This window comes from Flavobacterium ustbae (assembly GCF_003946915.1).
Taxonomy (GTDB): Bacteria; Bacteroidota; Bacteroidia; order Flavobacteriales; family Flavobacteriaceae; genus Flavobacterium; species Flavobacterium ustbae.
The window spans coordinates 167,824-180,008 of the sequence record NZ_RPOC01000006.1 but is presented as its reverse complement, the minus strand read 5'-3'; the positions used below and the strand labels follow the sequence as shown (position 1 = coordinate 180,008).

Annotated in this window: 13 protein-coding genes and 1 tRNA gene; all 14 read right to left on the bottom strand. The window is 34.3% G+C overall.

The genetic code is table 11. The annotated features are described in order from the left end of the window. Positions 1-209 precede the first annotated feature (209 nt). The 14 genes from EG814_RS10610 to EG814_RS10545 all read right to left on the bottom strand — a co-directional run bounded on the left by EG814_RS10610 (position 210) and on the right by EG814_RS10545 (position 12,170). Positions 210-297: transfer RNA gene (locus tag EG814_RS10610), tRNA-Ser, on the bottom strand. 151 nt (positions 298-448) lie between these two features. Then, positions 449-847: an acyl-CoA thioesterase gene (locus tag EG814_RS10605; protein WP_125721663.1), complete on the bottom strand. Its 399-nt coding sequence runs from the start codon at positions 845-847 to the stop codon at positions 449-451. Between the two features lies 1 nt (position 848). Beyond that, the gene (gene ribB / locus EG814_RS10600; RefSeq protein ID WP_164515309.1) at positions 849-1,982 is read right to left on the bottom strand and encodes a 3,4-dihydroxy-2-butanone-4-phosphate synthase; all 1,134 of its coding nucleotides are present in this window, start codon (positions 1,980-1,982) and stop codon (positions 849-851) included. Between the two features lie 5 nt (positions 1,983-1,987). Further along, a complete protein-coding gene (locus tag EG814_RS10595; RefSeq protein ID WP_125721659.1) occupies positions 1,988-3,439 on the bottom strand; it encodes an LptF/LptG family permease in 1,452 nt (483 codons plus the stop codon). Between the two features lie 8 nt (positions 3,440-3,447). Beyond that, complete coding sequence (locus EG814_RS10590; protein ID WP_125721657.1) at positions 3,448-4,140, bottom strand: LolA family protein; 693 nt, start codon at positions 4,138-4,140, stop codon at positions 3,448-3,450. Positions 4,141-4,147: 7 nt separating this feature from the next. After that, positions 4,148-6,604, bottom strand: a complete 2,457-nt coding sequence (locus EG814_RS10585) for a DNA translocase FtsK (protein ID WP_125721655.1) — start codon at positions 6,602-6,604, stop codon at positions 4,148-4,150. A gap of 18 nt (positions 6,605-6,622) precedes the next feature. Further along, positions 6,623-6,997, bottom strand: coding sequence for a diacylglycerol kinase family protein (locus EG814_RS10580; protein WP_125721653.1), 375 nt, complete (start codon positions 6,995-6,997; stop codon positions 6,623-6,625). 13 nt (positions 6,998-7,010) lie between these two features. After that, the gene (tpx, locus tag EG814_RS10575; protein ID WP_125721651.1) at positions 7,011-7,508 is read right to left on the bottom strand and encodes a thiol peroxidase; all 498 of its coding nucleotides are present in this window, start codon (positions 7,506-7,508) and stop codon (positions 7,011-7,013) included. Between the two features lie 493 nt (positions 7,509-8,001). Then, positions 8,002-8,259 carry a DUF6952 family protein gene (locus EG814_RS10570; RefSeq protein WP_008462029.1) on the bottom strand — a complete coding sequence of 86 codons (258 nt, stop codon included), beginning with the start codon at positions 8,257-8,259 and terminating at the stop codon, positions 8,002-8,004. Positions 8,260-8,326: 67 nt separating this feature from the next. Continuing rightward, positions 8,327-8,635 carry a thioredoxin family protein gene (locus tag EG814_RS10565; RefSeq protein ID WP_008462030.1) on the bottom strand — a complete coding sequence of 103 codons (309 nt, stop codon included), beginning with the start codon at positions 8,633-8,635 and terminating at the stop codon, positions 8,327-8,329. Between the two features lie 230 nt (positions 8,636-8,865). Further along, positions 8,866-9,504, bottom strand: a complete 639-nt coding sequence (locus EG814_RS10560; protein ID WP_012024184.1) for a peroxiredoxin — start codon at positions 9,502-9,504, stop codon at positions 8,866-8,868. Between the two features lie 125 nt (positions 9,505-9,629). After that, a complete protein-coding gene (locus tag EG814_RS10555) occupies positions 9,630-11,243 on the bottom strand; it encodes a glycoside hydrolase family 3 protein (RefSeq protein WP_125721649.1) in 1,614 nt (537 codons plus the stop codon). A 2-nt stretch (positions 11,244-11,245) separates the two neighbouring features. Next, positions 11,246-11,695, bottom strand: a complete 450-nt coding sequence (locus EG814_RS10550; protein ID WP_125721647.1) for a GNAT family N-acetyltransferase — start codon at positions 11,693-11,695, stop codon at positions 11,246-11,248. Positions 11,696-11,828: 133 nt separating this feature from the next. Next, positions 11,829-12,170, bottom strand: a complete 342-nt coding sequence (locus EG814_RS10545) for a hypothetical protein (protein WP_125721645.1) — start codon at positions 12,168-12,170, stop codon at positions 11,829-11,831. Positions 12,171-12,185: the final 15 nt, after the last annotated feature.

The following is a 12,185-nucleotide window of genomic DNA, read 5'->3' as shown; positions in this document are numbered from 1 at the left end:
GTCCATTGATAGCAGGGAATTCCCGGGGAATTCTTCCTTTTTAGTTACCCATTTTTGAGAAAAATTACCTCAAAAAAACTGGGTAACTAATAGGGTAACCATTCTTTGATAAAACATGTGCTTTTTGAAAAGTATACAAAAACGAAAAAGCCTTTAAACACTAGTATTTAAAGGCTTTTGACTTTTAAAGTTTCTTCTGAAACTTTTACTGGCGGAGAAAGAGGGATTCGAACCCCCGGACCTGTTACAGTCAACAGTTTTCAAGACTGCCGCATTCGACCGCTCTGCCATTTCTCCAGTATGTTGCTCTCATTGTCTGATTGCGGGTGCAAATATAAGACGGTTTTTCGGTTATCAAAACTTTTTTTGGGATTATTTTTAAACTTTTTTAAAATAATTTCCAAGTGTCTAATTATCAATATTTCCGAAAAATAGATTTTTTCAAAAATTAATCCAAATCGTCCAAAATTGGCGTTGGTTTTTTGTTTTCGTCAACAGCAACAAACGAAAAAGTTCCAGAAACTACAGTTTCGCGAAGTTCAGAATACATTTGTTCCATAAAAATATCAACATGAATTTTGCAGCTCGTTCTTCCAACACTGTCAACTTTTGCTACTAATTCAATTAGAGTTCCTGCCGGAATTGCTTTCTTAAAGTCAATTTGACCCGTCGAAATTGTAACTACCTTTTTGCGGCTAAAACGCGTTGCACAGATAAAAGCAACTTCATCCATAAGATGCAATGCTGTTCCTCCAAATAAAGTGTCGTAATGATTGGTTGTGCTAGGAAAAACCGCTTTAAAAATACGAGTTTCTGATTTTTGAATTCTTTCTTCTACTGTTCCCATATTAATAATTAACGTATTCTGTAATTTCAAGTCCATATCCAATCATACCAACGCGTTTGGTTTGTTCTGTATTTGAAACCAATCTGATTTTAGAAATGTCTATATCATGAAGAATTTGAGCCCCAATTCCGTAATCTTTGCTATCAATAATAACTTTTGGAGCTTTTAAAGTTCCGTTTGCCTGTAAAGTTTTAAGCTCAGAAATTCTGTTTAAAAGATTAACAGCTGTCATATCTTGATTAATAAAGATAACAGCACCTTTTCCGTTCTCATTAATCACTTTAAACATATCATCTAATTGCTGTTCAGCATTATTAGTCAACGTTCCTAGCAAATCATTATTTACCTGAGAAGAGTGAATTCTAGTTAAAATAGGTTCTCCTGAATTCCAAGTTCCCTTTGTTAAAGCAATATGAATTTGTTTATTTGTCGTTTGCTCGTAAGCTCTTAATCTAAAAGTTCCGAAACGAGTCTCAATATCAAAATCTTCTTTTTTAACAATCAAGCTATCATGCTGCATTCTATAGGCAACCAAATCTTCGATAGAAACTAATTTTAAATCGAATTTTTTAGCGACTTCAATCAATTCTGGCAAACGAGACATTGTACCGTCTTCGTTCAAAATTTCGCAGATTACTCCAGCAGGTTTAAATCCGGCTAAACGTGCGAAATCAATAGCGGCCTCAGTATGGCCAGTTCTTCTCAGTACACCACCTTGTTTAGCGATCAACGGAAAAATGTGTCCAGGACGCGCTAAATCGTGTGGTTTTGTATTTGGATCAACTAAAGACTCAACTGTTTTAGAACGATCTGCAGCAGAAATTCCAGTCGTTACACCATTGCCTTTTAAATCAATAGAAACAGTAAATGCAGTTTCCATATGGTCTGTATTGTTGGTAACCATGGCACGAAGATCTAATTCCTTGCATCGGCTTTCTGTAAGTGGTGTACAGATTAGTCCGCGCCCATGAGTAGCCATAAAGTTGATCATTTCAGGAGTAACTTTTTCGGCAGCAGCCAAAAAATCACCTTCGTTTTCACGATCTTCATCATCGACTACAATGATTACTTTACCTTGACGAATATCTTCTATAGCTTCTTCAATGGTATTCAGTTTTATTTTTAATGTTGACATAATTATTATTGCTTTTGAGCAGGTGAAAACCGCTCAGAGATTTTCTGAAATAGTTGTGAAATCGGAGTCGTAATCGCATCAAAATTGATTAATCCATTATCGTTTGTAGCACGATAAGTCAATAAAACGGCGAGAGGCGACAGAATAAAAGAAGACATCCAAGATCCAATAAATGGAGCCATACCGCCTTCTTGAGATAATCTTTTTCCGAAGGTATTAATGAAATGGAAGGTAATAAAGATTAAAACGGCAAATACAATAGGAAGCCCTAGTCCGCCCTTTCTAATAATAGCACCAAGCGGAGCCCCGATAAAAAACATCAAGAAACAAGCAAATGCAATAACGAATTTCTCATATAATGCATTGTAGTGTTTGTTGATTTCTCGTTGCTTATCTTTTAAATCTCGCTGCGTAGTTTCGATCGAATAAATATTACTGGTAATATTACTTCCGGCCATTTTTAAAATATCTACTTTGTCTTTGTTGGAATAAATAGACAAAATGTCGTTTGGAAGCGGTTTCTTTTTGATGTCTTTCTGAAAATCTTTGGCAAATTTTTTAATTCCAACTCGTTGATTAATGTTTTCAGAGAAGGAAACAATCTCGTTGTTTAAATTTTTGTTTAATGAATCTAAAGTATAGCGCAACTCATTTACATTCAGCATCGCGTTTGTTCCTGCAATACTTTCTTTACTGTCATCTACTTTATTAAGCTCAGATAAATCGATATTGATGATCTGTGTTTTAAATTTTCCTTTTATAAAAGGCAATTTTGTGCGATCCTCATATTTTTTCGGAGTAACATCTTGATAGTAATAACCGTCATTTAAAACCAGTTTCAAAATACTAGATTTCTCGTTACTTACTAGTTCGCCTGTTTTAGCTTTAATTACGGTTTTATTTTCACCCATAGTATTCGCTTTTTCGTGAATAGTCACGCCAGTTAGGTGATTGCCGTTTTCGCCCGATTTTTTGTTTACCTTAATATTGTAAGTGCCAACATCGTTAAACTGACCTTCAGCTATAGCCATTGCTGGTTTTGCCTGTGCAATATTTTTTCTAAAGTTGACAAACTTATATTCGGCATACGGAATAACATTGTTGGCAAACCAAAATGCTACAATACTTAAAATGAAAATAAAGATAATCAACACTCTCATTGCTCTTTGCAATGATATTCCTGAAGATTTCATGGCTGCAAACTCGTAATTTTCGGCTAGATTTCCGAAAGTCATAATCGAAGCCAATAACACCGAAAGCGGTAAAACTAGTGGGATAATACGAGGCATAGAAAAAAGCAGGAATTTCACGACCAAAATTAAGTCGAGATCTTTTCCTGCTAGTTCTGATATAAATAGCCATACTGTTTGAAGTATGAATATGAAAAATAAGATTACAAATACCGTAGTAAATGTAAATAAGAATGTTTTTAATAAGTATTTGTCTAGAATTTTCAACCTTCTGATTAATCTAATTTATTGATGTAGTATTTCGGGTATTTACTCGCTACAAAGGTAAATTGATTTTTTGATAATGGCTGATTGGTTTTAAAAGAATTAACGGTTAAAGTTGTTTTTGTTCCGTTTTTTCCAGTTTCAATCAAATTGTAAATGTGTTTTGTCTGAACATCAATACCTAAAAGAATCTCTTTTCTTTGGTCTTTTCCGCTTGTAGGAACTAATTTGATGTATTGAATTTTTCTTCCTTTTACATTCTGAACGATATCCATATTGTATTTGTAGCCAGAATTAAAGAAAGTAAGCATTTTAGAAGGAGTGATTGCATTATCATCCTTTTCGTTTACTTTAGAAATAGTAACTTCTTCATCTTCAGGGACAATTGTGTAGGTTTTTTGACCATCAAAAATCTTGGTTACGCCCATAAAATTCAAAACATATTGATTTCCTTTCATTGTAACGTTTCCTTTACTGTCTTGATTAATATTCTCTTTTGCATTATTCAAAGAATATTTAAAATCGATAACAATATTGTTGTAGCTTTTAATTTTAGAAGTTACTTCGTTCAATAAATCTTTCGCTTTTTTATCTTGAGCCTGAATAGAAGTGAAGCTCAAAAGCAATATAACTGCCATTTGAAAACACCTTTTAGTCATTTTTGTGATAGAATTGTTGTTGATTTCTTGAATTTTTGCTTTCATGATTGGATTAATTTTGTTCATTATTAAAAAATTGATCAAGAGCATTTAAATCTAAGATGTTTACACTGCGTGCTTTACTGCCTTCAAACGGACCAACAATACCTGCTGCCTCAAGTTGATCGATTAATCGACCTGCTCTGTTGTATCCTAATTTTAATTTTCGTTGCAATAAAGAAGCAGAGCCTTGCTGTGCATTGACAATAATCTCCGCCGCTTCTCTAAATAAAGTATCTCTTTCGGAAATATCTATATCAAGATTGATGCCACTTTCTTCTCCAACAAACTCTGGAAGCAAATAAGCGTTTGGATACGCTTTTTGTCCGCCAATAAAATCTGTAATTTTTTCCACCTCTGGAGTGTCAATAAACGCGCACTGAACACGAACTACATCATTTCCGTTGGTATATAATAAATCTCCACGTCCAATCAACTGATCAGCTCCTTGTGTGTCCAAAATGGTTCTCGAATCGATTTTAGAAGTTACTCTAAAGGCAATTCTGGCAGGGAAATTGGCCTTAATTAAACCGGTAATTACGTTTACAGAAGGTCTTTGCGTTGCAATAATTAAGTGAATACCAATAGCACGGGCTAATTGAGCCAGACGCGCAATCGGAACTTCGACTTCTTTTCCTGCGGTCATAATTAAATCGGCAAACTCGTCGACAACCAAAACGATGTAAGGTAAAAATCGGTGGCCTGCTTCGGGATTTAATTTTCTCGATTTGAACTTTTCGTTGTATTCTTTTATATTACGAACCATCGCGTCTTTTAATAAAGAATAACGATTGTCCATTTCGGTACAAAGTGAGTTTAATGTATTAACCACTTTTGCATTATCTGTAATAATAGCATCTTCTGTATCTGGAAGTTTAGCCAGATAATGTCTTTCAATTTTATTAAAAAGCGTAAGCTCCACTTTTTTCGGATCGACCAAAACAAATTTTACTTCTGCAGGATGTTTTTTGTATAAAAGCGAAGTTAAAACCGCATTTAATCCAACAGACTTACCTTGTCCAGTTGCTCCAGCCATCAATAAGTGAGGCATTTTAGCTAAATCGACCACAAAAGTTTCATTAGAAATAGTTTTTCCTAATGCAATTGGAAGTTCCATTTCGGCTTCTTGGAATTTTGCTGCTCCAATAACGCTTTTCATAGAAACCATAGTTGGGTTTTTGTTTGGAACCTCAATACCGATAGTACCTTTTCCTGGAATTGGCGCGATAATACGAATTCCTAGCGCAGATAATGATAAAGCAATATCATCTTCTAAACTCTTGATTTTCGAAATTCTAATTCCAGCTTCAGGGACAATTTCGTATAAAGTTACAGAAGGACCAACGGTTGCTTTAATCTGTGCAATTTCAATTTTGTAGTTACGAAGTGTATCTACAATTCTATTTTTATTTTCTTCTAATTCTTCCTGATTGATAGTGATGCCGCCCGTCGAATATTCTTTTAATAAATCGATGGTTGGGAATTTATAATTGGACAAATCCAAAGTTGGGTCAAAAAGCCCGAAATCTGCAACTAGGCGAGAAGCTAAATTTTCTTCGATAATATCTTCTTCCTCTGCTTTTTCAATAACAAAGGCCTCGTCTGGAGTCGCAGTAACTTGCGCAACAGGCGGTTGAATTGGCTTTAAAATCGGATTTAATTCAATTTCGGATGAATGAGAAATAGTTGGTTTTAAAGCTTCTTTATTGATTTCGAATTGCGAATCGACAGTTTTGATGTGGATATTATCCAATTCAGGAGAATTTTCTTCCTCATCTTCTTTAATAGAAAATTCTTCTAGATTATAAGCACTTTCCGGTTGTGCAACAGCTGGTTTTAAAGTGCTCAATTCTGATTTTAATTCTTTTTTTGTTGAATCAAAATAAGACTGGATTTTTTCTGGAGATATTTTGATTTTGAAGATCAGATAGACAATTAAACCAAAAAGAAGTGTTAGTAAAGTACCTGTTTTTCCGATATAATCTTGCAGGAATATATTCAATTCATAACCAATTGTACCACCTAATTCTGGCGCAGATGTAGCAAAGAAACCAAATAAAACAGAAACGATAATGATGGCAAAAATATCCCAAAACCAAGTGTTTTTTAGTTTTTGGGTCGAAAGTTCCAATGCGAGAAACATTCCCGTAAGGAAAAATAAACGCACGAATATGAAAGACGCAAGCCCGAAACCGCGATAGATAATCAAATCGGCAAGATAAGCTCCAAATTTACCGAGCCAGTTTTCAGCCATTTCAGTACGATCGCCCAGTTGGTTTACAACGCTTTGATCATTTTGCCATTGTCCGTTAACATAAAAAGAAATAAATGCTACCAAAAGAGCAATAGAAAAAAGAACTAAAAGACATCCTAGCACAAATTTTTGCTGTTTAGACATCTTAAAAGACCTTTTGCTTCCTTCTTTTTTATCGTTTTTTTTATCTACAGTTTCTTTTTTATTTTTTGCCATTCTTGCGTTTTCCTTTGCCTAAATAAATTTTGGAATATAAATAATCAAGCCTATTGCTATTGCAGTCATTGCAGCAAAAAATACTGCCCCTGCGGCAATATCTTTAATAAAACCGATTCGTCTGCTAAAATCGGGGTGGATAAAATCGGCTATTTTTTCAACTGCCGTATTTAATCCTTCAATGCTTAAAACAAAACCGATGGCTAAGGTCTGACATAGCCATTCGGTTTGTGAAATATGAAAATAGAACCCAGCGATGGTCATGATAATTCCTAATGAGAATTGTACCATAATGCTGTGTTCGGTTTTTATTAATTTTACAGCTCCATTAAAAGCATATTTCATGCTTTTTAAGCGACCTGTAACAAAGGTATTATCTTTTTGAAACTCCATTTAAGAGAAAATATTATAGTGCTGCTAAAGCTGCTTCGTAGTTTGGTTCGTTTGCAATTTCTGCAACTTGTTCTGTGTGAAGAACCTTTCCGTTTTCATCAACAACAATGATTGCTCTTGAGTGTAAACCAGCTAAAGGTCCGTCAACAATTTCAAGTCCGTTTGCTTTACCAAAAGCACCAGTTTGGAAATCTGATAAGTTTACAACATTTTCTAAACCTTCAGCACCGCAAAAACGTTTTTGAGCGAATGGTAAATCTCTAGAGATGCATAAAACAGTTGTGTTTTCTAATCCGCTTGCACTTGCGTTGAAAGTTCTAACAGATGTTGCGCAAGTTCCTGTATCAACACTTGGGAAAATGTTTAAAACTAATTTTTTACCAGCAAAATTGCTCAAAGAAGCCACTGATAAATCGTTTTGTACTAATTTGAAGTCAGCTAATTGTGATCCAACTGCTGGTAATTCGCCTGATGTATGAACTGGATTTCCTCCTAATGTGATAGATGCCATGATTTTTGTTTAAAATTAATGAGGTTCAAAAGTAAGGATTAAAATTTGAATCTAAAAGTATTTGTTATGGGTTTAAGGAGAGATTAAAGATGGTTTTTGGATCGCCACAAATTCACGAATTTAGCTTTTTATTTACTCATTTATTCACAATCTTGTCATCCTTCCTTCGTCAGGATGACACCGAAATGAAATAAAAAAAAACTTCTTTTGAAACCGTTACCCGAGAGAGGGATAGGAGCAAGCTACCGAAGTAGCGCGGATAGCCCGACAGCGTCCCGATAAAAGGGTGAATACGCGTAAAGTGAGTTAGCCCTTTTATCGGGATGGTGGCTCGCCAAAATGATTATTTTAGATTTTAGAAGATAGATTTTTTGAAAAGATTGCGTGTAAAACTGAACACTAGAAAACTGACCACTGCAAACTAAAAAAAGCGTCCCTAAAAGTAGAAACGCTTTTCAGCCTTGTTTTTTGTATTAATCTTGGAGGGTGTCGATTACTTATCGATAGAACCTAAAACACGTTTCATGAACGTATTTAAAGCTTCTTTTTTGTCGGTTCCTTGAGCTACTAATTTTTGTACTTCAAGAGCACCGTACATATTTGAAATTAATTCGCCGATTACGTCTAATTCTTCATCTTTAAGAGAAGGAATTTCGGTCATCGCTTCTAGAACTTCGATCGTTTCAATGATATAATCCTGATCGTTTTCTTCAATGAATTGTGTTAAATGCTTAATTACTGGTAATTTCATAATTTTTTGTTTAAGCGTTAAATCGTTTTTTTTGTTTAATCGATTAAACGAATAAACAAATAGCCAATTAAACAATAGCGTTTACTAAATCAATTAAAACTTCTTGTTTGTTAGTCTGCGTTTCGCCAACCAATTGTCCGTTTACAAAAGTAGCGAAAGTAGGCAAGTTGCTTACGTTAGCTAATTTTCTAGACTCAGGAGAATTTTCTGCATCAACCAAAACAAAAGTGATAGCTTCATTTTCTGTTGCTAATTTTTTGAATTTTGGTTTCATAATACGGCAATTTCCACACCATGAAGCTGAATATTGTACTACTACTTTTTCGTTTTTAGCAACTAAATCTGCTAACGTATCTTCGTTTAAGTCGATTAACATGTTTTTGTTTTTTAAGGTGCTAAGCCGCTGAGGTACTAAGGTTCTAAGTTTTTTAGCCCTTAGCCCATAAAATGACTTAACGTTAAAATTATTTTTTGAGATCTAAAGTCATCTAGGTTCTAAGATTCTAAGTATTAATCTTAGAACCCAATGACTGTATTGTAGAATGTATTTTAAGTTTCAAAAGCTTAGCACCTTAGAGGCTTAGTAGCTCAGAACCTTACAAGAAATTAGTTTGCGCTTAAGTATTCAGCAGTACTGATTCTATCAGCAGACATTGCTTCTTTACCAGCTTCCCAGTTTGCAGGACAAACTTCACCTTTAGTTTGGATGTGTGTGTAAGCGTCTACCATTCTTAAGTATTCGTTTACGTTACGTCCTAATGGCATATCGTTAACACTTTCGTGGAAAATTTTTCCAGTCTCGTCGATTAAGTAAGTAGCTCTGTAAGTTACGTTTGAACCTTCGATGATAACTGAATCTGTATCTTCGCTGTAGCTTGTAGATTCGATATCTAAAATACCTAAAATGTTAGCTAAGTTACGGTTTGTATCTGCTAAGATTGGGTAAGTTACACCTTCGATACCACCATTGTTTTTTGGAGTGTTTAACCAAGCAAAGTGAACCTCGTTTGTGTCGCAAGAAGCTCCGATTACGATAGTATTTCTTTTTTCAAATTCTGGTAATGCAGCTTGAAAGGCGTGTAATTCAGTTGGGCAAACAAAAGTAAAATCTTTTGGGTACCAGAACAATAATACTTTTTTGTTGTTGTTTACTGCTTCTTCAAAAATGTTGATTTTTAAATTATCACCCATTTCTGAGATAGCATCTACTGCAATACTTGGGAATTTTTTTCCTACTAAAGACATATTTTTCGTTTTACGTTAAAAATTTATTTCTGGTGCAAAAGTAGGGCAGAAGTACATGTTCTTACAATAAGATGTGATTATAAAAATTTATAAGTTGATAAATTTTGACTATTTAGCATTTTAACTTATTGAATTTCAATGTTTACGGGTAAGCTTCCTTCAAAACTATTTTTTTCTAAAAATTGAGTTCCTGCGGTTTTTTGAAATTCTTCAAAATCCTGATACGCCTGAATCAATCCTGAAGCCTTTTTCAGATTTGGAATAAGTGGTAAAACATACGGATTTCCGAAAACGTACACGATGCATTTTTTGGTTTGCAACAAGTTGGAAAGCAAATTGAAAACTTCATTATCAATTTCGAAATTATTTAAAGGTTTCGCTTTTGGCGGAAATAAAGCAATCAATATAGTATCGAAATTTTCAAGTTGTTTTTCAGTTTCTTGAATGTTTGAATTCTCTAAATTTTCAAAAGCAAATTCTGCTGAAGGCAATTGTGTATGTAAAGTTTTGAAAAATGTATTTTCGGTATTTTTATATAAGCTCAGTTTAGCTAATTTGTTATTTTTCTGCGCTTCAAAAGCTAAATCTGAAATTCCGTTATCGATGATTTTCGTAATGGCATTTTGAGCAATTTCCTTATTTAGTTCAGCTGTTTTTTGGAAGTTTAATTCGCCAGAAGCTGCAGTATTTCCAGATAGAATTCCTGCTTTATCTTTAGCTTTCATAATTCGGTTATAACTTTCAAAAATGCGATCTGGCGAAGCATTTTTATAAATAGCTTCAATTCCTTCAGGAACATTTTCGGCAAAACATAAAACGTCATTTCCTGAATTAAAAGCTTCCCACTCTAATTGTCCTTTTACATCGTATAATTTCGAAACGCTGTGCATGTTTAAAGCATCTGAAATTACCAAACCGTCATAACCTAATTTATCTCTCAATAAATCCTGAATAACCGCTTTTGATAAAGTTGCCGATGTATCTTTTCCGTCGTTTAAACTCGGAACCGCCAAATGTCCAATCATAATCGAATCGACATTATTATCAATTCCTTTAATGAACGGAACTAATTCGTTTTCTAATAATTCTTCTAAAGTTTCTTTTAAAACCGGTAATCCTAAATGCGAATCGACATTCGTATTTCCGTGTCCGGGAAAATGTTTCAAACAGCCTAAAACGCCAACTTCTGATTGTCCGTTTAAATATTCAATCGCAAAATCGGCTACTTTTTCTTTGTTTTCACCAAAAGAACGATAGCCAATAACAGGATTATTCGGATTGTTATTAATGTCTGCTAAAGGCGATAAATTATAGTGAATTCCAGCCGCTTTTAAATCCAAGCCAATTTGTTTTCCAACTTCGTAAACCAAACTTGATTTGTTCTCTGGCAAAGCGCCAAGCGTAATTGCATACGGATATTGTGGCGTTTTTTCAATACGCATTGCCAAACCCCATTCGGCATCAATGCTGATTAAAAGTGGGGTAGAAGCGGCTTTTTGATAACGAACAATTAAAGCTTTGATTTTTTCGTAGCTGTCATCATTAAAAACTACTTTTTTCTTGCTTTCGTAATTGGTTGCAGCGCTTGCCCGACTATGAAAAAAGGTCAAACCGCCAATATTATGTTCTTTTATTAGGCGTTCGGTTTCCTGAATATTTTCTTCGGTATCGTTGATAAAAACGGCAGGAAAAAAGAATTGTCCTATTTTTTGTTTTAATGCTTCGGCTGTAATTTTCATTATTATAAAGTCTTTTTCATGCAGACACTATTCTCCATCTTTTCGTAAGGCGGATAATTGGGTATGATGGTATAATTTAATTTTTGATATAAGTTGATGGCTTCTGGCTGATTTTTTCCTGTTTCTAGAATAGTATAAGTATAACCAACTTCTTTTGCCCAGATCTCGAGTTCATTTAAAATAGCAGAAGCGATTCCTTTTTTGCGGTGATCGGGATGAACATACATTCGTTTAATTTCGGTTGTTCCGGTTTCTTTTTCACGAAAAGCACCACAGCCAACGGCAACATTATTTTCGTAATAAACAATGGTGTGTTTTATTTTATCGGTTTTATTAAACTGATTGTAAAACGCATGATCTTCGCCGTCTCTAATCGCTAAATCTTGATCTAATAAAGCAACCAGATTTATAAAATCAATATCGTCAGAATTGGTTCGTTTTATGTTGATCATGATTTATTATTTTAAGCTGTTGGCTCAATTTTAATCGCGCAAAGTCGCAAAGTCGCAAAGATTTTGGACTTTCACTTAAGAAAGAAACTTTGCGCCTTTGCGTCTTTGCGCGCAAATTTTTCGTCTTGTATATCTATTTCAATTTCGCTTTTTTCTGTTTTGCTAATTGCTTCTTAGTTTCAAGAGCCTTTTCTAATCGGTTTTTAAAACGGAAAAGTTTTGGCAAACCTTCTAATCGGTCTTCAATCGTAATTATTTCGTAAACCACAATTGCTTTTTCTAACACGCGAATTTCATTATCCAGATCGTTTTCGTTTTTGTAGATCGTTGCCAATCGATCGTAAGGATGATTTCCTTTAAAGCCTTCTGCAACATTTTCTTCATACAATTCAATCGCTTTTTCAAGATTTCCATTTTTCTCGAACTCAGCTCCTTTCAGATTTCGTTCGTTCTGCAAATTTTCATTGATTTCCATAGGTTAAAGTTTGAT